General features: G+C 39.2%; 16 protein-coding genes. 8 read left to right on the top strand and 8 right to left on the bottom strand.

Annotated features, from left to right (window positions below; all coding sequences use genetic code 11):
• The first annotated feature begins 32 nt into the window (after positions 1–32).
• The 3 genes from FHR28_RS03270 to FHR28_RS03260 all read left to right on the top strand — a co-directional run bounded on the left by FHR28_RS03270 (position 33) and on the right by FHR28_RS03260 (position 3,222).
• Positions 33–1,583: a class I SAM-dependent methyltransferase gene (locus FHR28_RS03270; protein WP_154130297.1), complete on the top strand. Its 1,551-nt coding sequence runs from the start codon at positions 33–35 to the stop codon at positions 1,581–1,583.
• A gap of 68 nt (positions 1,584–1,651) precedes the next feature.
• Complete coding sequence (gene aat / locus FHR28_RS03265; protein ID WP_004723649.1) at positions 1,652–2,383, top strand: leucyl/phenylalanyl-tRNA--protein transferase; 732 nt, start codon at positions 1,652–1,654, stop codon at positions 2,381–2,383.
• Positions 2,384–2,406: 23 nt separating this feature from the next.
• On the top strand, positions 2,407–3,222 hold the full coding sequence (locus tag FHR28_RS03260) for an arginyltransferase (protein WP_004723650.1): 816 nt from the start codon (positions 2,407–2,409) through the stop codon (positions 3,220–3,222).
• A gap of 38 nt (positions 3,223–3,260) precedes the next feature.
• On the opposite strand, the gene rimI is transcribed toward FHR28_RS03260, so the two are convergent.
• The 8 genes from rimI to FHR28_RS03220 form a co-directional block, all read right to left on the bottom strand.
• Positions 3,261–3,719 (bottom strand): ribosomal protein S18-alanine N-acetyltransferase, encoded by a 459-nt coding sequence (gene rimI / locus FHR28_RS03255; protein WP_004723651.1) that lies wholly within the window; start codon positions 3,717–3,719, stop codon positions 3,261–3,263.
• A gap of 113 nt (positions 3,720–3,832) precedes the next feature.
• Positions 3,833–4,714 carry a metal-dependent hydrolase gene (locus FHR28_RS03250; protein WP_004817558.1) on the bottom strand — a complete coding sequence of 294 codons (882 nt, stop codon included), beginning with the start codon at positions 4,712–4,714 and terminating at the stop codon, positions 3,833–3,835.
• A gap of 152 nt (positions 4,715–4,866) precedes the next feature.
• Positions 4,867–5,592, bottom strand: coding sequence for a hypothetical protein (locus FHR28_RS03245; protein ID WP_166781913.1), 726 nt, complete (start codon positions 5,590–5,592; stop codon positions 4,867–4,869).
• 58 nt (positions 5,593–5,650) lie between these two features.
• The gene (tuf, locus tag FHR28_RS03240) at positions 5,651–6,841 is read right to left on the bottom strand and encodes an elongation factor Tu (RefSeq protein ID WP_004723653.1); all 1,191 of its coding nucleotides are present in this window, start codon (positions 6,839–6,841) and stop codon (positions 5,651–5,653) included.
• A gap of 93 nt (positions 6,842–6,934) precedes the next feature.
• Positions 6,935–9,073, bottom strand: a complete 2,139-nt coding sequence (gene fusA, locus FHR28_RS03235; RefSeq protein ID WP_004723654.1) for an elongation factor G — start codon at positions 9,071–9,073, stop codon at positions 6,935–6,937.
• A 187-nt stretch (positions 9,074–9,260) separates the two neighbouring features.
• Positions 9,261–9,731: a 30S ribosomal protein S7 gene (gene rpsG / locus FHR28_RS03230; protein ID WP_004655203.1), complete on the bottom strand. Its 471-nt coding sequence runs from the start codon at positions 9,729–9,731 to the stop codon at positions 9,261–9,263.
• Positions 9,732–9,910: 179 nt separating this feature from the next.
• Positions 9,911–10,285 (bottom strand): 30S ribosomal protein S12, encoded by a 375-nt coding sequence (rpsL, locus tag FHR28_RS03225; protein ID WP_004648013.1) that lies wholly within the window; start codon positions 10,283–10,285, stop codon positions 9,911–9,913.
• A 147-nt stretch (positions 10,286–10,432) separates the two neighbouring features.
• A complete protein-coding gene (locus FHR28_RS03220; RefSeq protein ID WP_166781912.1) occupies positions 10,433–11,914 on the bottom strand; it encodes an EcsC family protein in 1,482 nt (493 codons plus the stop codon).
• A 313-nt stretch (positions 11,915–12,227) separates the two neighbouring features.
• Between FHR28_RS03220 and FHR28_RS03215 the strand changes: the two genes are divergently transcribed.
• The 5 genes from FHR28_RS03215 to FHR28_RS03195 all read left to right on the top strand — a co-directional run bounded on the left by FHR28_RS03215 (position 12,228) and on the right by FHR28_RS03195 (position 23,252).
• The gene (locus FHR28_RS03215) at positions 12,228–13,319 is read left to right on the top strand and encodes an ATP-binding protein (protein WP_004817563.1); all 1,092 of its coding nucleotides are present in this window, start codon (positions 12,228–12,230) and stop codon (positions 13,317–13,319) included.
• Between the two features lie 2 nt (positions 13,320–13,321).
• Positions 13,322–15,949 (top strand): DUF5682 family protein, encoded by a 2,628-nt coding sequence (locus FHR28_RS03210; RefSeq protein WP_171527296.1) that lies wholly within the window; start codon positions 13,322–13,324, stop codon positions 15,947–15,949.
• Positions 15,946–17,130 carry a VWA domain-containing protein gene (locus tag FHR28_RS03205; RefSeq protein ID WP_105714309.1) on the top strand — a complete coding sequence of 395 codons (1,185 nt, stop codon included), beginning with the start codon at positions 15,946–15,948 and terminating at the stop codon, positions 17,128–17,130. Before FHR28_RS03210 ends, FHR28_RS03205 begins: the two co-directional genes overlap by 4 nt.
• On the top strand, positions 17,127–19,280 hold the full coding sequence (locus FHR28_RS03200; protein WP_166781911.1) for a hypothetical protein: 2,154 nt from the start codon (positions 17,127–17,129) through the stop codon (positions 19,278–19,280). The genes FHR28_RS03205 and FHR28_RS03200 overlap by 4 nt, the downstream gene beginning before the upstream one ends.
• 129 nt (positions 19,281–19,409) lie before the next feature.
• Positions 19,410–23,252 carry a DUF4132 domain-containing protein gene (locus FHR28_RS03195; RefSeq protein ID WP_166781910.1) on the top strand — a complete coding sequence of 1,281 codons (3,843 nt, stop codon included), beginning with the start codon at positions 19,410–19,412 and terminating at the stop codon, positions 23,250–23,252.
• The last annotated feature ends 216 nt before the right edge of the window (positions 23,253–23,468 follow it).

Here is a 23,468-nt window from a genome sequence, read left to right as displayed (position 1 = left end):
ACTTTAAACGAATACAAACTATAGGAAAAAACATGACAACAGCGTGGACCGATGGCTACCAGACAGAAGTAAATTACACCTATGGTTACTACAGAGACTTAAGCCCGAACTACCAAAAGTTTTGCTTATTACTCAATGGGGTTGATTGCCCACCCACCAATGAACGTCACAAACATTGTGAACTCGGCTTTGGTCAAGGTGTCAGTCTAAATATTCATGCTGCATCCAGTTTTGGTTTATTTTTTGGTACAGACTTTAACCCTGCTCATGCTGCCCATGCCAATGTCTTGGCTGAACAAAATCAAGTCCCGCATCATTTCTATGATGCAAGTTTTGAAGAGTTGCTCAACAAAGACTTACCGATGTTTGACTCGATTAGTTTACACGGAATCTGGAGTTGGATTAGCCACGAAAACCAACATATTATTTTGCAATTTATCCGAAAATTTTTAAGTCCCAATGGGATTGTCTATATCAGCTATAACTGCCTGACCGGTTGGGCTGCCAATATGCCAGTCCGCGAGTTATTTCACAGTCATTTTAAATTTAATAGCACCAGTACCAACCCGCTACAAAAAGTAAATGATTCACTTAACTTTAGTGAAGAGCTATTAGCGCAAAATCCCCTCTTTGCTCAGAGAAATCCAAATGCACTCAACAAAGTGCAAGATTTAAAAAAACAAAATCCAAACTATTTGATCCACGAATACTTAAATCAAGATTGGCAGTGTTTTTCTTTTCAACAAGTGGTGCGAATTTTAGAAGAAATTAAACTGACCTATGCGGGTTCAACAGATTTAAATTCACATCTAGATAACATTAATTTTAGTGAACAACATCAGCAATTTTTAAACACCATTGAACATCCTGTTTTTAAAGAGCAATGCCGTGATTATTTTGCCAATACACAATTTAGAAAAGATTTATATATCCGCGGGAAAAATACCTTAACTGCATTAGAAATTCAGCATCGTTTGAGAAATACAGCCTTTGTCTTATTAACAGCACCAGAAAAATTGCCAAAAACAATTTCAGGATACTTAGGGGAATTCGATTTAATCCAAGAGATTTATCAACCACTCGGTGCTTATTTTAAGCAATGTGACTATAAGCCACAGACGATTGCAGAGCTTGAACAGGCCATTCCTGATATTACCTATTCAAAGCTACTCAATGCCTTGGTGATTTTATGCCACTTAGGTTTGGCACAACCTTGTCAGGCGGCTTCAAATCAAGATATGGTTGAACATGCTCAGAAATTAAATCGTTATTTCCTTGAGCAAGCCAGCTATCATACCAATTATCAAGTATTGGCCTGTCCACTCACAGGGATTGGTATTCCAGCCGATCAGTTTACCCAACTCTTCTACCGCGCTCACTTTATCGATGGTTTAGACTCTGCCGCAGAATTTGCACAATATGTTTGGGATGTGCTGACTCAATTAGGCTGGCTGGTATTGGACCAACAAGGCAACACCGTTTCAGATCCAAAAACCAGCCTTGAAGTCATTCAAGAGAAAGCCCAATTCTTTATAGATAGTGACAAACTCAAAATTGCAAAACATTTGAAACTTTTTGCATAGGGTCTGTTTAGACATTTAATTACATGATCAGCTAAGATAAAGCTGATCTTTTTTATTGATGAATTCTCGTGAATCAACTCCCCCTTTCACAATTTATTTTTCCAGATCCAATAGAAGCTGATCCAGATGAACAAGGCTTGATTTGTATAGGTGCAGACTTAGCACCTTCTACATTATATGAAGCTTATACGCATGGCTTATTTCCATGGTTTTCCGAAGGTGAGCCAATTTGTTGGTGGTGTCCAGAACCGCGTTGCATCATTCGCCCTCAGGATTATCATCCAAGTAAATCACTACTGCGAAATATGAAAAAGTTTGATTATAAAATTACCATCAATCATGCTTTTGAACAGGTCATTCGTTCTTGTTCGCTCCCACGTAGCTATGCGGATGAAACGTGGATTTCTGAGGAGATTATTCACGGTTATTGTCAACTATTTGAAGCTGGCTATGCCTATAGTGTTGAAGTCTGGGATCAAGACAAAATTGTAGGTGGGCTGTATGGTGTGACAATTGGCCATGGTTGCTTTGGTGAGTCGATGTTTAGCACTCAAACCGATGTTTCCAAAATGGCTTTTTACACACTGATGTTATTAGGCCGAGAAAATAATTTACCGTGGATTGACTGTCAGTTGGTCAATGATCACTTACTCAGCCTCGGTGCTTGTACACTTTCTCGCCATGAATACCTTAAATCGTTACAAGATGTAATAAAACAACCCTCTATAGATTGGAAAAGTTATCAAGAGCGTGTATTTTCAAGTAAAACAATAGCGATTTTATCGCGCTTAATGGAATGAAAATAAAAGGAGGGACATGATTTATGAATTCTTATCATCCTAAGTCCCTATTAAACGACTTACAGTACTATATTACGCCACCGCATGATTGCAGTTATCTAGAAAATAAATCTGCACGGATGGTGTTTCTCGATCCTGTACATCGTATTGATGTCGTCACACTTTCAGAATTATCGCGTGTAGGTTTTAGACGCAGTGGCGACTTTGTTTATCGCCCTGAATGTCATCTTTGCCGCCAATGTTTATCTTGTCGGGTGCCAGTGACTGAATTTAAAATGAGCAGTGCTCAGAAAAAAGCCTGGAAACGCAATCAAGATTTAACCGTTAAAATTATTTCGACCCAAGAGGCCACACAAACGCATTATCATCTGTACGAGCGTTATATTATTGAAAGACACGCTGATGGTGATATGTTCCCACCCAGTTATGACCAATTTGAAAAATTCCTGATTCACAGTTGTACCAACAGTTTTTTCCTTGAACTGTGGAAAGATGATCGTTTAATTAGTGTCTCTACCTGTGATCAATTGGACGATGGCGTTTCTGCGGTGTATACCTTCTTTGATCCAAATGAAAGTAAGCGTTCACTGGGGGTTTTTGCGATTCTCAAACAAATTGAATATGTAAAATCGTTGAATCTAGATTTTGTTTACCTCGGGTATTGGGTTCCACATGCTGAGAAAATGAATTACAAATCTCAATATGCACCATTTGAATTATTATTAGATGGACAATGGCGACGGATCAATCGTCACTTGGAAGCCAAAGAAATTCAAGAGTTAGGCGATATGTTGATGACTACCCTGCCCTCAGAATGGAATGAGCCGATTATCAAATAATCGGCTTTCGCTATTCGCATTCTCGGTATTGCTTAGCCTTATTTAAATAATTTTGAAAAATCATCACTACAGGCTTTGACCATAATAATTGCATGTTCACGGCCGCCCTGTTGATTCGGATAATAATTTTTTCTTAAATCAATTTGATGAAAGTTGGCTTTTTCATACAGCGCAATCGCAGCTTTATTGGACTCACGCACTTCAAGAAAGATTTGTACTGGATTATTTTTTAATAATGCAATCGACTCATCTAACAGTTGATAGCCTAATCCTTTACCCTGCTGGCTCGGATGAATGGCCATAAGTAATAAATTGGCTTCATCTAAAACAGGTTGCAGAATACAAAAGCCCACCACTTGATGGTCTTGCTCAATCACCGTACTTAGATAACTTGTTATAGACTCTTCAAATTGACTTTTTTTCCAAGGATGACTTTGTACCAAGTCTTCAATTTGAGAAACAGCGTGCAGATCTGAAGATTGCATTAAACGAATCATCTGCGTTCATCAACTCAATATAAAAAATGAATTATAAGAAATTAAACCAAGAAGTCTAATAAAAAAGAGCAACAATTGTTGCTCCTTAATCAAAATGCTGACTTTAAAACGCGTTACAGACCCAGTTTCGCTTTCCATGTCTCAAGCAAACTCACTGTATCGAGATCATTTGGATGAAAACCTGGCTTAAAGTATGCCAACATTTCTTTGGTCATTCCTGTGATAATGCCTTTAGATGGGCTATAAGCATATTTATAAATAATACCGAGCTCTTTTAGGTTGAGCTTGCCATCTTCTTTTAATAAACGCACCACAAAAGATGATTGCGCCATAAAGATGAGTACCATTGCAAAAACTAAAGCCGTGGTACGTAAGCCATAAGCCTTGATACCTTTACCAAACACCGCTTCATAAACATCATAAGCCACTGCTTTATGTTCATTTTCTTCCACAGCATGCCAATACCACATATACGACATGGTTGGATCAGTCATTAACTTTTGGATATGCCCATTGACCAGCAGTTGCGAAGCAATTGTTGCAGTAAAATGCTCTAATGCAGTAGTCGCGGTTAAATCCACCATTTCTTGAGTCATACCAAAAGGCTTGACTACACGTGCAAACCATTTACGTGCGCCTTGAATTAACACACCTGTTTCACGCTCGTATTTCTCAACATCATGACCAAACTTTTTTGCTGAAGCATTAAAGTTTTCATGCTCTTTGGTGTGCATAGCTTCTTGACCGATGAAAGCACTAATCTCTTTTTGTAATGCTTCATTGTCCTTGATCGCAGGGTGATAACGTACCGCACGCACAGAATCGATAAAAAGTTTTTCGCCATCTGGGAACAATGCTGACAATGCAGTCATGAAATGTGTAATACCCGCTGAACCACTTGCCCAATATTCAGGTACATCGTCAAAATTAAAATCCATACGACGTACAGGGAAAGATGCACCAGCACGGTTTGAAATATTCACTTTTGCATTCATTGCGATTCCTCCTATTAAGTGAGTTTCACTTAAATTCTTTATGTTTGTTTTTCTCTTTCTTTATATTACGTTTATATGAAAGTTTAATAATTGCAGATTAGGTCACACAAATATCAGTTAAGGACAGCTTTTGATAGGTATTGTCTAACAATTTAAATACTATGTGTAAAATGATGCTTATAGTAAATAAATAAAAAAATACAAATCAAAAATAAAATAATGACTCCCAGCACCCAAATACGATTCTTTCTTTTCGCATGGTAAGCATCATGATCAAAATTAAAATGTTCAGGATGAATATTAAATTGATAGTAAATTTCTGGAGCTACTGTAATATCAGGACGGTGTTGATGCACTCGCTTAAAAAACTCACATGCAAGTTCATGGGAATTTTTAATTACATACTCACCAAAGAATCCACCCAATTGAAAATATAATTTTTCTACAATAACTTTATTGGTGTTTATATTATTAATATGAACATAAAGTGAACTTGGTAATTTTGTATAATTTACAATATAAATATCAGGATTAGATCTATTTAAGTCATGATTTAATTGGTTAAATAAAATTGATCTTTTCCCTCCACCAAATAAATGATAATGAAAACCCAAATCATCAACTGAATAGCTACATATTTGACTTTTAAAAAATTTTTTTGAAGTTACGACCTTAAAAACATACCACCAAATCAAAGCACTTAATCCAAAAGATATAATGACTAGCATAATAAAATTTATTCTAAGCCATTGATCAGATTCATAAAAAATCATCGGTAGAGTAATTATTACATTAATAAAATACGCAAAGAAAAAGAAATAAACAACGCGTAAATAATTGGTCAATTTTTTATTTGGTATAGATTTTATGATATTCATATTCTTCACTTTATAAAAAAAGCGCCCCAAAGGAGCGCTCTTTTTACACAATCAGCGATTATGCAGTTACTTTAGCAACTACACCAGCACCAACTGTACGACCACCTTCACGGATCGCAAAACGTAGACCTGGGTCCATTGCGATTGGGTGAATTAGTTCTACTGACATTTCAACGTTGTCACCTGGCATAACCATTTCAACGCCGTCTTGTAATTGGATTGCACCAGTTACGTCAGTTGTACGGAAGTAGAACTGTGGACGGTAACCGTTAAGGAACGGAGTATGACGACCACCTTCTTCTTTAGAAAGTACATATACTTCTGCGTCGAATTTAGTGTGCGGCTTGATTGTACCTGGTTTAGCAAGTACTTGACCACGTTGTACGTCTTCACGCTTAGTACCACGTAAAAGAACACCACAGTTCTCGCCCGCACGACCTTCGTCAAGAAGTTTACGGAACATTTCTACGCCAGTTACAGTTGTTTTAACTGTATCTTTGATACCAACGATTTCAACTTCTTCGCCGACTTTAACGATACCAGATTCTACACGACCTGTTACCACTGTACCACGACCAGAAATAGAGAATACATCTTCGATTGGCATCAAGAATGCTTTATCGATAGCACGTTCTGGTTCTGGAATATAAGAATCAAGCGCTTCAACAAGTGAAAGTACAGCTGATTCACCATATTGACCAGCATCACCATTAAGTGCAGCAAGTGCTGAACCACGGATGATAGGAGTGTCATCACCAGGGAAGTCATAAGTAGAAAGAAGTTCACGAACTTCCATTTCTACTAATTCAAGTAATTCTTCATCATCAACAAGGTCACACTTGTTAAGGAATACAAGAATATAAGGTACACCTACTTGGCGAGAAAGAAGGATGTGTTCACGAGTTTGTGGCATTGGACCATCAGTCGCAGCACATACAAGGATCGCACCGTCCATCTGAGCAGCACCAGTGATCATGTTTTTAACATAATCGGCGTGACCTGGGCAGTCTACGTGAGCGTAGTGACGAATTGGAGAATCGTATTCTACGTGTGAAGTATTAATTGTAATACCACGTGCTTTTTCTTCTGGTGCAGAATCGATTGCTGCGTAGTCTTTAGCTTCACCGCCGTAAGTTTTTGCACAAATTGTTGCAATTGCAGCAGTTAAAGTTGTTTTACCATGGTCGACGTGACCAATTGTACCCACGTTTACGTGTGGCTTATTACGTTCAAACTTAGCCTTAGCCATGAGAGCTTCCTTTTTAAACTACTCATGCAGGGTCACTGCATGAGCACTTGGTTTTTAACTATGAATTAGTTTGGGCTTATAGTAATCGAAAGATTACTCGTCGTCACCTTTTTTACCGCCAGACTGGAATTTAGAAATGATGCCTTCAGCCACGTTACGTGGAGTTTCAGCATATTTAGCAAATTCCATAGAATATGTCGCACGACCTTGAGACATAGAACGCATTTGAGTCGCGTAACCAAACATCTCAGCAAGTGGAACTTCAGCACGAATTGCTTTAGTACCGCCAGGTAAGTCGTCCATACCCTGAACCATACCACGACGACGGTTTAAGTCACCCATGATATCGCCCATGTAGTCTTCTGGAGTTTCTACTTCAACTTTCATGATTGGTTCAAGCAAGATAGGATCTGCTTTCATGAAACCATCACGGAATGCGTAAGAACCTGCCATTTTGAACGATAATTCGTCAGAATCGACATCATGGTAAGAACCATCAAATAATGTCGCTTTGATACCCACAACAGGGTAACCAGCCAATACACCATTCTTCATACGTTCTTGAATACCTTTGTCAACCGCACCGAAGAATTCTTTAGGTACTACACCACCTACAACTTCTTCAGCGAATTGGTATTCTTTACCAGCTTCTTCAACATCCATAGGCTCTAAACGAACATATACATGACCGAATTTACCTTTACCACCTGTTTGACGTACGAATTTACCTTCTTGCTCAACACTCTTTTTGATTGTTTCGCGGTAAGCAACCATTGGTTTACCAATGTTCGCTTCAACGTTAAATTCACGCTTCATACGGTCAACAAGGATGTCAAGGTGAAGCTCACCCATACCCGCAATAATCGTTTGACCAGATTCTTCGTCTGTGCGTACACGGAACGATGGATCTTCTTTAGCCAAACGACCAAGAGCGATAGACATTTTTTCTTGGTCAGCCTTAGTTTTAGGCTCAACAGCAAGAGAAATTACTGGCTCTGGGAATTCCATACGCTCTAGTGTAATGATGTTTTTCTCATCACAAAGCGTATCACCAGTTGTTACGTCTTTAAGACCTACACATGCAGCGATGTCACCAGCGCGAATTTCTTCAACGTCTTGACGATCATTTGCGTGCATTTGTACGATACGGCCAATACGTTCACGTTTAGACTTAACTGGGTTATATACTGGGTCGCCTTGTTTAAGAACACCAGAATAAACACGTACGAAAGTCAAGTTACCTACGAACTTATCGTTCATGATTTTGAACGCTAATGCAGAGAACGGTGCTTCATCAGATGCTTCACGAATCGCTTTAGTTTCAGCTTTGTCGTCAAGAATACCTTCGATAGGCTTAACTTCTGTAGGCGATGGTAAGAATTCAATTACAGCATCCAACATACGTTGAACACCTTTGTTTTTGAATGCTGTACCACAAAGCATTGGTTGGATTTCGCCAGCCAAAGTTTGCGTACGAATACCTGCAACGATGTCTTCTTTAGAAAGATCACCTTCTTCTAGGTATTTGTCCATCAACTCTTCAGATGCTTCTGCAGCAGCTTCAACCATATTGGTGCGCCATTCTTCAGCAGATGCTTGAAGATCAGCAGGAATATCACCATATTCGAACTGCATACCTTGAGAAGCTTCATCCCAAATGATTGCTTTCATTTCGATCAGGTCAACAACACCTTGGAAATTTTCTTCAGCACCAATTGGAATCACTACAGGTACAGGATGAGCACCTAAACGAGTACGCATTTGTTCAACAACACGGAAGAAGTTTGCACCAGTACGGTCCATCTTGTTCACGAATGCTAAACGAGGCACTTTATATTTATTTGCTTGACGCCATACAGTTTCTGACTGAGGTTGAACACCACCTACAGCACAGTAAACCATGCACGCACCGTCAAGAACACGCATAGAACGTTCAACTTCGATTGTGAAGTCTACGTGTCCCGGTGTATCAATTACGTTGATACGGTGTTCAGGGAACTGCTTGCCCATACCAGACCAGAAACAAGTCGTAGCAGCTGAAGTGATTGTAATACCACGTTCTTGCTCTTGTTCCATCCAGTCCATTGTTGCTGCACCGTCATGTACTTCACCAATTTTGTGAGATACACCTGTGTAGAACAAAATACGTTCAGTAGTTGTAGTTTTACCGGCATCAATGTGCGCAGAAATACCAATGTTACGATAACGAGAAATTGGGGTTTGACGAGCCATGATTTCTTGCATTCCTAAATTTTGTTGTTTAAAACAGGACGCATCAATGAAGCATTGATGCGTACGGATACTCGATACGTAATGGGCAACTTAAATACCCGCAAATCCCCCACTTTGGTAGAGGGCGATGTTAAATCGTGCTGCAGTACGCATGAGTATTCTCCTGATTAGGGACTGTTTTAGCCGCTTAGAAGCGGTAGTGAGAGAAGGCTTTGTTAGCTTCAGCCATACGGTGCACATCTTCACGTTTTTTGATCGCTGCGCCTTTACCTTCAGCTGCATCAAGCAACTCACCAGCAAGACGTAACGCCATAGTTTTTTCAGAACGCTTAGCAGCAGCATCTACCAACCAACGCATAGCTAGGGCAGTACGACGGGATGGGCGTACTTCCATAGGTACCTGATAAGTAGCACCACCAACACGGCGTGCTTTTACTTCGACCATAGGACGAACTTTTTCAAGAGTAGTCTCGAAAAATTCAACTGGGTCTACTTTATTTTTTTCTTGAACGCGGTCTAAAGCACCGTAAACGATACTTTCAGCAATAGACTTTTTACCATCTTGCATTACGTGGTTCATGAATTTAGCGATTGTTTGGCTACTGAACTTAGGATCCGGAAGGATTTCACGAGCAGCGACTACGCGACGTCTTGGCATTTTAATCTACCTATAAATATGACACTTCAGGTTTATCCAGCATCAGCACAAAGTGTCGTGTGCTATTCGCTGGCCTTACTACACGTCGCTTGAATTTCACAAAATTAATGCAGAAATCAGACAAGCGAGACGATAAAGGATTGCGGCTCTATATTCTTAAGAAGCTAATCTTTAAAAGATTATTTCTTAGGACGTTTAGTACCGTATTTTGAACGAGACTGGTTACGATCTTTAACACCAGCACAGTCCAAAGAACCACGAACGGTATGGTAACGTACACCTGGTAAGTCTTTAACACGACCACCACGGATAAGAACAACACTGTGCTCTTGTAGGTTATGGCCTTCACCACCGATATAGCTAGAAACTTCGAAACCTGAAGTTAAGCGAACACGGCAAACTTTACGCATTGCTGAGTTAGGTTTTTTAGGTGTAGTTGTATAAACACGTGTACAAACACCACGACGTTGTGGACAAGCCTTCAACGCAGGAACTTTTGATTTTTCAATCAAAGTTGTGCGACCCTTACGGATCAACTGATTTGTTGTTGCCATATGGCAATTCTCCCGTTAATAAAAAGCCTCAAAAAATTACCACTTTTTGAGGGCATGCAATTGTAAGCCAAGAAGTAAAAATGGTCAACATTCAACATGGTGTCAAATATTGACCATTTCAAGCTTTGGCTAAATGAATGATTTAACTTACTCAGGCTTACTTTCTGATTTTGTTTCAGTAGCTTCTTGCGTTTTTTCAGACGCTTTTACCGTATTTTCTGTAGTCGCTTTGGCTTTTACCGGGGTACGCTTTTTTGTTACAGTTTTTGCAGTTGTCGATGTTTTCGCCACATCAGTTACTTTCGCTGTAGTGGTCTCCACTGCTGCGACTTTCTTTTGCGCGGTACGTCGAGGTTTTACGGGTGTCGCCTTGTCTTGCTGTTGAGTCGCATGTTTATCTTCAATGTGCGTTTCAGCCAGTTTTTGAATCCCCTGCTCAACTTTTTGCTCAGCATTGGATTCTTCAACAGCTTCACTGGTTTTTTCCTTCACTTCAACATGAGTAATTGCTTCATTTTCAACCTGAGGCTCGACTTTCTCTGCAAGCGTTTCTGTTTTGCTGTCTTCTAAAAGCAAGGGATGCGCGTCTGAGATCAATTGACTAAATTTTTCATAAGCATCTAGTACATCAATTTTTTCATCAGAATGCTGTAGCAGATATTGCCTTGCGCCAGAAAATACGATTTGAGCTTTATCGGTTGCATCATCGACCAGTTTCCAGTTATATGCAGCACTGATGCCCATCGTGGCTAAGGGGGTGAGTCGTGTCAACAGACTAAAATGTGGAAGATTATTCATCCATGGCAACTTAAATGTACCATCCTCATTTGCCACCCATTTTTTTAACAGCTCTATATCATTGCTTGAACCTAATAGCTGTTGCAATTGGCTCACATTGTGGGTTTGCAACACCCCTGCAAAAGTTCGTATTGCCGCCATCAATGCGTGTTTTTCAGCAACAGTGCCTAGATCAATTTGTTTAAAAATGTATTCAACAACAGCATGATCTTTTGCATTCAACTCAAAACCATGCGCTCGCCCAGTGTGATAAACACTTCGAAGTGCCAAAGCCAGTGAACTAGGTACATCAAGAATTGCGCCTAAGCCGCCGAACGCGCCTGTAACCGTACCTTGAATTGCAGCAATAATTTTATTCTGATTCGCCAGCGCAGTACTGATCCGTTGTGAACGTTCAGGATCCTTGGCCAATTCTGCCAAGCTTTTTGCACCCACTTCTTTTAGAACAGCATCTACAGAAGTCAGTTCTGAAACAAATTCATTGAGCTTATCAAAAATAAAATCAGACAATTTATCGTTTAAATCTGGTGAAATAAACGAAGCGACATTATTGATTTTTTTATAATGTTTCCCCAAAAGCTGCCCGGTTACATTGGGTAAATGTTCCCGTAGCATTTGTTGAGGATTTTCATATTGTTTACCTTCAAAAGCACTTTTTTCTTGAGCAGTACCTTGTACAACGGATTCATCTTTAGGACTGTGGCTCAATTTACTCACCGTACCAGGAGCAACATGATTGATCACACTTAAGCCTGTTTCGCTTAGCTTTTTGGCCACGCCAAAAGCATTTGAAATAAATCCGCCTGATTGTTTTTTATTAGAATTTGCCATGTGCACCCTCGTAACTGTGGTTTTTCAAACACTAAAGCTTGTATTAAATAGTTTCTCAACGCTTACATTAATGTACTGATTCACGAATCAATACAATCACTATTTCACAAAATTTCAATACAGATCATCATACTATACAATTATAAACAATCTACCCCTAGTTCACTTGCAATTACAGCACTCAATTTACTTAAAAATACTTTTTATAACAAATAGATGTCACAATTTGTCGCAGACAACTTATGTACCAGTGGTCATCTCAGCCTTTGCCAGTTATGATAGATTCATTGGATAAAATATATATAGAATCATTATGAAGCAAAATTTTCAAAATCAAATTAAGCACAGTTCAGAACAAAAATATCAAGCGGAACTAGAACGATTAAAAGAACAAGATCAACATAGAAAGCCAGCAGGTTGGCAACTTTCTGCCTACGCTGTTCGCTCATTTATCTTGGGTGATGCCAAGCTGGATATTCAAAAAAAGTTTTATGGTGATGATGCTTTAGTTGACCGCGCCTTGGTTACGTTGATGGGCAATCAGGGTTTGATGCTGGTGGGTGAACCAGGTACAGCAAAATCGATGCTTTCAGAGCTATTTAGTGCTGCCATTTCAGCCAATTCTCAGCTCACAATTCAAGGGACAGCAGGGACAACCGAAGACCATATTAAATATTCTTGGAACTACGCACTCCTTTTATCGGAAGGACCAACAGATAAATCACTGATTCCCTCCCCGCTCTTCTATGCCATGAAAAACGGACAAATTGCCCGCTTTGAAGAAATCACCCGTTGTCCACCTGAAATTCAGGATGTGTTGGTGTCTTTACTGTCTGAGAAGCAAATGATGATCCCTGAAATGGGACAAGATTTTAGTTTGCAAGCTACACAAGGATTTAACATCATCGCAACAGCAAACTTGCGTGATCGTGGCGTACATGAAATGTCAGCAGCATTAAAGCGCCGCTTTAACTTTGAAACAGTAAAACCAATTCGTGATCAAAAATTTGAAATCGAACTGGTGGGATTACAACTTAAGAACCAGCTTGCTGATTTATACAGTGAAATCCAAGTTCGCCCAGAAGTTATCGAACTCTTGGTGACCATTTTCAATGAGCTCAGAACAGGACAAAGTCTGCAAGGCGCAACACTTAAAACGCCTGATGCTGTTATGTCTACTGCTGAAGCGGTCAATATTGCCCATGCGGCAGGTCTACAAGCCATTTATCTCAGTGATGGAAAATTAAAAGCAGAACACCTCGCACAACAATTGATTGGAGTTGTGTTTAAAGATAATCCAGATGACGCTAAACGCCTACGTTACTATCTGGATACTGTGGTGAAAGAGCGTGCACGTAAAGATGCCGACTGGAAAAGTTTCTATGACGCCAGCCGAGAGTTTTAATCATGCAGCTGTTGGATCGAAATATAGAGAGAGGTGAAATGCCTGAACGCTTAAAACAGGCATTTCAACTGAAACAGCAAATGGCAGAGCAAAACGTTTTTTTTGCGCCAATCCGCCATCATAGCCCCGCTTGTGCATACGCGTTAAAACAATATATCGATGAACTGAAGCCCACACACATTTTAATCGAAGCACCAACAAGTTTTGAATTCTTAATTGAAAGCTTACAGAACCAAGCCACTCAGCCTCCTGTGGCTATATTTGCACAAGCACAACGCTCTTCAAATAAAACCTCACCCAAAAAAGGCGCTGCAAATAAAGATAGTGCTGCCGAAGAACATGAAAGTGATGACGAGGTTCAACCAGAAATCTTTTCTGCCTACTTCCCGTTTTGTGAATACTCACCTGAATGGGTCGCCATCCAACAGGCAAAACTCATTCAAGCAGACGTTAAATTTATAGACTTGGATTGGGCAAAACAAAGTGCCTTAAAAACACAACAGTCCGATTTGGACTGGCAACAAAAAAATTTGCTGTCTGAACGTTATTTTGCGCATAGCCAATATATCCAAAAACTTGCTGAAAGCATGCATTGCCGAAATCACGATGAACTTTGGGATCATTTATTCGAGCTGCAAAATGTTGAACAACTGCAACATGCTCAAACTTTTTTTGATGATGTTTTTGCTTGGTGTTCATTGGCACGTCTGGATTATGAGCGTGAGGTACTCTTACAAGATGCTTCATTACATCGTGAAGATGTGATGTGGAATTGCATCCAAGACAGTATTGATCCCAAGCATAAAATTTTGGTGATCACGGGTGGCTTTCATAGTCTTGCCTTAATTGAAAATCTAGCAGCCCCACAGCAAGCAGAACGTTTTATTGTCCAAGATCAAAAGCAAAACTGGCAAGAGCAAGCTTGGCTGATTCGCTATAGTTTCGATCGTTTAGATGCTTTAAATGGCTATGCTTCAGGTATGCCCTCACCTGCATATTATCAACAACATTGGCAAAATTTAAAATCTGCAAACAATCCAACGGTTGAACAAACGCAACTGCAATTTTTTCAATATTTAAATGAGTTATGCCATTTTTTAAACCAAGAAAATGCACTGGATGTAACGCCTTATATCGCGCTAAAAAATACCGCTGAACTTGCTTGGCAATTGGCTTGCCTTCGAGGGCATTATCAACCGAGCCGTTATGATTTACTCGATGCCTTACAATCAGCCCTAATCAAAGGGGAAATGGATGATGGACAACAGCATTTATTTACCCTGATTTTTCAGTTTTTAAGTGGGCAACAGCTTGGTAAGGTTGCTCAAAATCAGCACAGCCCTGCCTTATTACAAAATACCTATCAACAGATTAAAACCTATCGTTTTAATTTAAATGACACCATTTTACGCAATCGAAAACTCGATATTTATCGTAAACCTTTACATCAGAACATTAGTCAATATTTGCATTTATTGGAATTTGTCGGCTGTAATTTTGCTCAACGTATTTCGGGTCCAGATTTTGTTCAAGGTGCCAGTCTGGATTTGCTGTTTGAGGAATGGCGTTATGCATGGACACCCAGTGTCGAAGCGCGTTTGATTGAATTGGCAGAAATGGGCAATCAACTCGAACAAATTGCACTGCTTAAAATTATTAAACTACAGCAAGAAAATGAAGCAAAAGGTGTGGGACAATCTGCCTTTGAAACTGCCAAATTGCTGGCTTTGGCATGTCGCTTAGGATTAAAGCAACATTTAGAATTGCTCCGTCAACAACTCGATACTTTTTTAGAAAGCGATCAAAACCTTGCCTCGGTGATTGGTGCAGCACAGCAATTGTATTATTTGTGGCATGGTCACAAGCTGTTAAATTTACCCGAAAATATCGTGATACAAAGTTTAAGTTTTGCCGTCTATCAGGCCTGTTTTTTACTTGATCAAATTTACGATACCCACGAAGAAAAAGTTGAACAAAATCTTAGCAACTTAAAAACCTTGCATGAACTGATTTTAAATATCAAGCAACGAAATCTTTCACTACAGCATGCAGTCGTAAATGCACAAGATGTAGATTTACTGGAACTGATGTATAGCCAAATTGATCTGGCAAAAATTGATGAGTTTCATCTTAGTTCACTCAAAGGTGCGCTACATACTTTACAGTTTTTAGATCATGAAATTGAGCAAAATCAGCTTCAACAACAATTACAACTGGCTTTTGCAGTGGGAAGTGATCCTGAAGATGCTGTGCAATACCTACATGGCATGTTTTTTATTGCGCCTGAAATCTTTGCGCAATCCAAGGTTGCAATTGATGCACTTCACCAATTGGTCAGTCATTGGACTGAAGATACCTTTATTCGGATTTTACCTGATTTACGCTATATCTTTAGTCAGCTTACCCCAAAGCAAAGCACTAAAGTATCTAAAATTATCGCAAAAACCACAGGACTTGGCGAGGATGTCATTCTCGATCAGGTACTCAGTCATATTGGGGAACAGGATGTATTCCAAGGCATACAACTTAACCAGCAACTGCAAAAAATATTTGAATATGATCACTTAGATCGCTGGGCAAGCAATCGCTCAAAACAACTCAATCCAGAACAACAAGGAGTGAATGAATGAGTCAATTACCTCCTGAACCAAATCTTGATGAAAACTCAGATACCCCCGCTTCTCTTGATGCAATGGATCAAGCACGCCGTTGGCGCTTGATGCTCGGTCGCTATGCCGACCAGAATTTATCAGCAGCGGCATTGTCAGGCGATCAACTAAAACTTGAGCGCAACCTCGATTATCTCTACCAAAATGAATATAAACGTCGTGGTATCCAACAAGGGAAAAATCGCCATGGCGGTTTGGAAGCCTCGCAGCTTAACGCGATTAACTGGCTCAACCAAAGTCGAAAACTGTTCCCAAAATCGACCTTTGAACGTATGCAAAAACAAGCCATAGAACGCTATGAGTTAACTGAGTTATTTAAAAACCCAGAGCATGTAAGACAACTTGAACCCAACCCTGCAGTGGCTAAAGCTTTGCTGAGTATGCGTGGTCGTTTAAGCAATGAAATGAAAGATGCGATTCGAGAATTAATTCAAAAAGTCGTGGAAGAACTCTTACAAAAAATCCGCACACAATTTTTAAAAGCGCTACAAGGTCGTCGTAATCGTTTTAAGCGTTCACATCTTAAACAGGCACAAAACTTTGATTGGAAACGGACCATTCAAGCCAATCTCAAGAATTACCAGCCTGATTTACAAAAACTGATTATCCAAACCCCTTATTTTAATGCCCGTGTACAAAAACATTTGCCGTGGGAAATTGTACTGTGTGTCGACCAAAGTGGCTCGATGATGGATTCGATCATGTATGCAGCAGTATGTGCCAGTATTTTGGCAGCTCTCCCTGCGGTCAATATTAGTCTGGTCCTGTTTGACACCCAAATTGTTGATTTAAGCCATTTGGCACATGACCCAGTTGAAGTCTTACTGACCATTCAACTCGGTGGCGGAACCAACATTGGTCAAGCTTTGCAATACTGTCAAAAAAAGATTAAACAACCCAATCGCAGTATTTTAGTCTTGATCAGTGACTTTGAAGAAGGTGCATCCGTTCAACAAATGCTCAACACCACCAGTCAACTCAACCAACAAGGCTGCAAACTGCTTGGGCTTGCGGCGCTGGATCAAGCAGCTAATCCTGTTTATGACATCAATATGGCACAAAAACTCCAAGAACGTGGTATGCAAATCGCAGCAATGACTCCTGAACATTTGGCGACATGGTTTGCAGAGGTGATGCAATGAGTTGGCATATTTATACCCAATACGATGAAGACAGCCTAACCATGCATAGCAATGCTGGTCTTCTACGTCGTGCCCGTAAAGCCTTAGATGCTGTTGAACTACTACAACAAGAGCACGATCAACTGGTATTTAAAGTCGAAGAATGTGAAGTTAAACTGCCCTTTGAAGGCATCACCAAAGCACTGTGTAATTGTTCAGCACAAGGCTGTTGTAAACACATTCTTAGCAGTATTTTATGGGTTCAGGAACATGAAACACTACTGGCTACCGCAAATAGCCCAAGTGAAAATAGCCCTAACAATAATCGAGAAGATACAGTACTGCTAGCTCAACAAGAAGCATCTCAACATACTGAGCCATCTGAGCAAGCAACAACATCAGCCCTTGAAACTGTTTTAGAGTTTGATCCAAGCAAAATCCAAAAACAAGCAGGCAAAGCCAATATTCGTTTGGCCTATGAATTTGTACAAAATTGGTTGCTTCAACCTGAATCCTGTCAAATTGATATGCAAGAACATAAAATCACTTTTCAAACTGATTTAAGTCCCAATCCAGTTATTCTCTACCCTGCAACAGGGTTTGAAGGCATGTTGTCAGAAATTACAGACAAACAAAAAATTGCTGGGCATTTGGCATGTATTGCTTATTTATTTCTGAAAAATGCCCCTGGAAAATGGCAATGGTCAATTGATACAACAGCGCAACAACACCATCCTACACAGCAACTTTCACCTGATGATCAGGTATTGATCCAAGAACTTATAATCATTTGTCAAAACTTTATTCAGCAAGGTTTGTCACATCTGGCCAAAGAAATGGTCATGTCACTGCATATTTTAAATATGCAAGCACGCGCACAAAACTTACCACGTTTAGGGAGCTTATTGCGTGCCTTACATGGCTCAATGAAGCAGTTTTTGGAAGCAGATGTACAGGTTGATGAGCAGCAGATTTTTAATCAATTGGCACATTTGTATGCCTATTTGGCTGCACTGTCAGAAATCGAGCATTTAGGTCCAGATGTTCAAGCCGAAGCATTGCGACAACTTCGTGGTGCTGTACAACGCGACTATCAACAAGAAACCATAGCACATCTGATCCCGCTTGGTTGTGAATGGTGGAATACAGAGAGTGGTGCACATGGTCTAACGGTATGCTTCTGGGATGTAAAAGAGCAACAACTCAAAGAAGTGACTCAGGCACGTGCCAATCATTTAGATCGTACCTTTGATATGCACAGTGCAGCCAATACTGGAATTTGGGGAAGTTCTCTCAGCTTTTTACTCCAACATCAACTTGAACTAACCCATGCAAAATCCAGTTCAGATACACAACTCAGTGCCAGCACAGATACTCGTTTTTTACCAAAAGGCTTGTTCAATGCACTCAGCCAATCTGACTTAGAACAGATGAATATTGGCATTTCAACATGGCAATCTTTACAGGAAATGCTTGTTCCGCATTCAAGCCTAGAACAGCTTAAATCTCGTTATGTACTGCTTCGCCATAAAAGTATCACAGCGCCTGAACTCAACGAACTAGAGCAATATTTTGAATACCGTATTACTGACGATGAAAATAGAGCACTCAAGCTGGTCATTCCGATAGAACCAGAATACCGTGCACGAATTAAACATCTCACCCAACTGATTCATAATGAAAAAATTATCGCAACGTTGGTGCGTATCGAAGCAACACAGCAACAGATTCAATTCATTCCATGTAGTGTGTTTTTAACAACGCCAAAAGGTTTAAAAATATTCAGTCTGGATTATGACCATCCTGTACAGAAGAAAAGTAGCTTGGTTGAGCTGATTACTGGTCGAATTGAAAAATTGCTCGAACAAAAAAAGCAATGGAAACATCAGCAACATTTATCTGCATTAGACCTTTTGATCTTGGAATCACAAGCCTTGTTTGAATTCTATGCAAATACAGGTCGTTCAAAACTGGATATGGATGATCTGGTTAAACTGGATGATTTTGCTGAGAAGTTTGCAGATTTGGGTTTAAGCTTTATTCAAAACTTACTCAAATCAGATTCCACACAGCACAATTTAGCCAGTCAGCTTTTAAAATGGCGACATGTTTTATTACAACTACAACGCCTAAATCATAGAATCGCTTTAGAAGGACAAGTTACGTCGTGATAAATTAAGCTTGCTATTTAAATTGATGATATTTTTCTATAATTTTAGTGAACTACCAAGCACAGTATTAAAGCCTAAAGTATTAGCGCCTATAGAAAAGCAACAGCGAGTTGCTCAAAAGGAATACAGATGTTAAATAAACTTTTTTCAAAAATTGAGTCGATGTTTTTAAAGCCTGAGGATAAGGCAGTGAAAACGCAACAAGCAGACTCAACCGCTGATCATGACCACATTCAAAAACATAATGAAGATCTAAAAAATAAAGTTGAAAAGCTCTACCATATTTTCCGGCCTTTGGCCGTCATTGAAGACCAACTTGATCAAAATGTGGTTTTGTTTATTTTGGATGGAGAAAATCCAGAAATATTACTTAAATTACAGCAATACCCGAATGAAAAAGCACTGCTTTTACTGGAAAAGCCAGGTACCTATAGCTGGTATTGGCCTCAAAACAATCAATCACTGGATAAAAAAGAAAATAAGCTTGCTGAAGCGGCACTAAAACTACGCCGTCGTTATTATGGTGAGATTTTTGAAGAATTAGAATTTGAACAAATTATTCGTTTTGCCAAAGTGCTTGAAGCGGCAACACAACAGAAAAATTTTACCAATATTTATGAAAAAGTGCCCGCTTGGTTTATTTATCTCACGGTAGATACATTTATTACTGCTTTTGATAGTCATCATTTTAGCGAAGCAGATCCGAATAAATTGTTAAAGCAAAATTGGACTCAACAGAAACTATTTGATTTGCTTGAAAGTGATCAACAGGGTTTAGGCGATGAACTACTGCCTTATTTATTTGAACGCCAAAATATCGACAGTTATCATTCTAGTAAATTAGATAAAATATTATTACTCAAGGACACCCAAGATTTCATTTCAGCCCGATTAGATCAACTCAGAAAACTTATTCCAACATTGAGCATCATTGGACAAGAAAACTTTTTAGACTATATCGCCAAACAAACGACATTGATCAAACAAATCCCTGACTTGATTGTAAAACTTTCTGTAGGGAAATCTAAAACCATTCGTACTAAAGCCACCAGTTTATTGACGAATTTAAATCCAGAAGATAGCCAAAAATATTTAAATCAAAATCTATTGGAAGGTTCAAATCAGGAACGTGGCTTTTCTGCAGATCTATTGGCACGTTTAGGTGCTGACAATCTAACTGTACTAGAACAAGCTTTTGCACAAGAAAAACAAAAATCTGTACAACAAATCTTACAAATGGCAATTCAGCGCTTAAGATCTGTTGATACTGCTCAATTACAGCAAGATTTTGAAGCACCAACCTTTCAACCGTTTGTTGAACAAAAAATTCCAGCAAGTTTTACCGAGGTTATTTTAGAAAATTATCAAGAAATTTTGGCTAAAGCTGAACAGAATGCTGCCGATGAAATTGAAGAGAATAAAACAGCAAGTTATAAAAGAACTTGGGCTCAAGATCATTTAAAGCAGCTTAAAAAAATCAATCATCAAACCTTAACGTCGATTGTTGACCAGCTGAACGGTGATGCATCTTTTAAAAATGTACACCAAGTTGAAAATATTATTACCCATAAAAATAAATATAAAAAATATCCTGAGTTTTCCATTAATCATGCCATGAGAATCATTGCAATACGTAATCGGAATTGGATTTATTGGCCTAATTTATTTGAAATGCTTAAACCTGAAGAATATGCCAATTATGAACTTCGCCATATCGTTCAGGCCCTAGATGCGGCTAAATTTAACAATCCCAAACGTAGAGTCGCTCAAGGGATTCTAGCGGGATCATCCTATTATCAAAGTTTACAAGATCATATTTATGAAAAAGATAAAATTTGGCCATTTTTTGCGGAAAATCAAGAATATTTAACTGAAGCGTTGGGGCTTTCTCCGTCTTTAGAAAAAAATGAATATCAAAGCTTTAACCCATCCGATGCCATCTTTGTACTTAAATGTTTCCCATCCTTACCAGTACAGTTTATTCCGCGCTTACTCGAATTTGCATTGGGTGAAAATAAGCGTTTGCGTTATGAAGCGCAAGAAACCTTACAGCACCTTCCTGACGTTCATCAACGTGCCATTGAAGCTCTAGATTCGGGTAAACAAGACATTCGAATCACTGCAATTGAATGGCTAGCACGTCTACAAAATCAGGATGCAGTAAAACCGCTGAATACTTTACTTAAAAAAGAGAAGAAAGAAATCGTTCGAGCTGCTCTTTTAACAGCATTGGAAAAGCTTGGACAGGATATTAGTGCTTATCTCAAACCAGAAGTGCTGCTAAAAGAAGCAGAAGACGGTTTAAAAGGCAAACTTTCAAGCAGTTTTACATGGTTTGATTTTGACACATTGCCAAAAGTGAAATGGCAGAATGGCAAAGAGGTTGACCCTAGAATTATTAAATGGTGGGTGATATTGGCGGAAAAACTTAAAGAGCCTAGAGCCAATGCCTTATTACAACGCTATAGTGACTTACTCGATCAAAAAGATCAGGTACAACTTGCCAATCATTTATTACACAGTTTTATTCATCAAGATACCTTACAAACACCATTGGATGAAGCAACGCAATATGCAACCACAGAAGCACCTGGCCGTCTGAGTTCTTATCGGGATTCATACAAACGTTATGGTGAAAAATACCCTGAATATTATGCCAAATATGGCACCATCACCTTAGAAGAAGTGATTGAAGAGATTAAACGCGAACGTTTAGGACTTTATCTGGGTTCCGCGATCAAAAGTAAAGGTATGCTTTCACTGACTGCCAATGCACAAGGAAGTTTTGCAGTAAAACAATTGCAGAACTATATGAAGCAGCACTACCCTCGTCGCTCACAAATTGAAGCCATGATTAGTGCATTATCAATCAGTAATGATCCATTAATCATCCAACTGTTGCTTTCACTTTCACGTCGTTACCGGACTGCTTCGGTACAAACACTTGCAAACACATTGGTTGCTGAGATTGCTGAACGTAATCAATGGACAAGTGATGAACTGGCTGACCGTACTATTCCAACAGCAGGTTTAGATGAAAATGGAGTGTTACAACTGCAATATGGTTCACGTAACTTTAGCGCCATTGTTGATGATAAAGACAAATTCATTCTTAAAAATGAAGAAGGTAAAGAGGTTAAAGCGCTACCAGCGGCCCGCCAAAATGATGATGAAAGCCTGATCAAAGAAGCCAAAGCACTATTTAGCACCAGTAAAAAAGAGTTTAAACAAGTCGTGGATATGCAAACAGGTCGTTTGTATGAGGCGATGTGTAGCGAACGTCAGTGGAATGTTGCAGAGTGGCAAGAGTATATCTTTGCCCATCCAATCATGAGACGCTTAATCCAAAAACTGATTTGGCTTGAAATCAAAACCAATGATGAAAAAATCAGTTTTAGACCAAGTGATGATGGTGCATTACTGAATTTAGATGATGATGAAATCGAACTCAGTGCAGACAGTAAAATTCAAATTTCTCATGCGGTTTTGGTTGGTGAAAAGGAAGCGCAAGATTGGATTGCACACTTTAAAGACTATAAAGTGAAATTCTTATTTGAACAGATGACCCATCACCTACCGAAGCTTGAAGACGATAATGTCACTGAAATCAAGGATCATAATGGCTGGCTTACAGACACCTTTACTCTACGTGGTGTTGTAACCAAATTGGGCTATCAACGTGCCAGTATCGAAGATGGTGGCTCATTTGACCGCTATACCAAGCCGTATAAACAGTTGGGGATTGATGTAGAAATTACGTTTAGCGGAAGTTATGTACCAGAGGAAAATATTCCTGCTGTACTTTATGAACTGACCTTTAGCAAAAAAGCCAGCCGCTCTTGGAACAACAATGAACTTCCACTTAAACAGATTCCACCAATTTTACTGGCTGAGAGTTATGCAGATTATTTAAAAGTTGCTGCTTCTACATCAGGTTTTGATCCAGAGTGGGAAAAGAAAACGCCTTGGTAATCTGGATCAAAATGTATAAATAATCGCTAAAAAAGGGATAACAGCCAGTTTTTCAAAACTGGCTGTTTGATATTTTATTGTGAAAATGGAATATTAATATTCACAAAGACACATCATGTCGTCATAAAACTAAGCACGATATCATCCATAAAAAATTTAGATTAAAATTCAATGAGATCCAAAAATGAAATTTAATAATAAGGTGCCAAATGCAAG

It is taken from the genome of Acinetobacter sp. BIGb0196, assembly GCF_011759595.1.
In the GTDB taxonomy this organism is placed as follows: domain Bacteria; phylum Pseudomonadota; class Gammaproteobacteria; order Pseudomonadales; family Moraxellaceae; genus Acinetobacter; species Acinetobacter guillouiae.
The sequence above is the reverse complement of the archived record's forward strand: the minus strand, read 5'-3'. Positions and strand labels throughout refer to the sequence as shown.

Excerpts from the sequence above, each read along its gene's own strand:
- FHR28_RS03220 (WP_166781912.1), bottom strand. The coding sequence starts at position 11,914 with ATGGCAAATTCTAATAAAAAACAATCAGGCGGATTTATTTCAAATGCT.
- FHR28_RS03200 (WP_166781911.1), top strand. The coding sequence starts at position 17,127 with ATGAGTTGGCATATTTATACCCAATACGATGAAGACAGCCTAACCATG.
- FHR28_RS03210 (WP_171527296.1), top strand. The coding sequence starts at position 13,322 with ATGCAGCTGTTGGATCGAAATATAGAGAGAGGTGAAATGCCTGAACGC.
- fusA (WP_004723654.1), bottom strand. The coding sequence starts at position 9,073 with ATGGCTCGTCAAACCCCAATTTCTCGTTATCGTAACATTGGTATTTCT.
- FHR28_RS03195 (WP_166781910.1), top strand. The coding sequence starts at position 19,410 with ATGTTAAATAAACTTTTTTCAAAAATTGAGTCGATGTTTTTAAAGCCT.
- FHR28_RS03205 (WP_105714309.1), top strand. The coding sequence starts at position 15,946 with ATGAGTCAATTACCTCCTGAACCAAATCTTGATGAAAACTCAGATACC.
- rimI (WP_004723651.1), bottom strand. The coding sequence starts at position 3,719 with ATGATTCGTTTAATGCAATCTTCAGATCTGCACGCTGTTTCTCAAATT.
- FHR28_RS03245 (WP_166781913.1), bottom strand. The coding sequence starts at position 5,592 with ATGAATATCATAAAATCTATACCAAATAAAAAATTGACCAATTATTTA.
- tuf (WP_004723653.1), bottom strand. The coding sequence starts at position 6,841 with ATGGCTAAGGCTAAGTTTGAACGTAATAAGCCACACGTAAACGTGGGT.
- rpsG (WP_004655203.1), bottom strand. The coding sequence starts at position 9,731 with ATGCCAAGACGTCGCGTAGTCGCTGCTCGTGAAATCCTTCCGGATCCT.
- rpsL (WP_004648013.1), bottom strand. The coding sequence starts at position 10,285 with ATGGCAACAACAAATCAGTTGATCCGTAAGGGTCGCACAACTTTGATT.
- FHR28_RS03270 (WP_154130297.1), top strand. The coding sequence starts at position 33 with ATGACAACAGCGTGGACCGATGGCTACCAGACAGAAGTAAATTACACC.
- FHR28_RS03215 (WP_004817563.1), top strand. The coding sequence starts at position 12,228 with ATGAAGCAAAATTTTCAAAATCAAATTAAGCACAGTTCAGAACAAAAA.
- FHR28_RS03250 (WP_004817558.1), bottom strand. The coding sequence starts at position 4,714 with ATGAATGCAAAAGTGAATATTTCAAACCGTGCTGGTGCATCTTTCCCT.
- FHR28_RS03260 (WP_004723650.1), top strand. The coding sequence starts at position 2,407 with ATGAATTCTTATCATCCTAAGTCCCTATTAAACGACTTACAGTACTAT.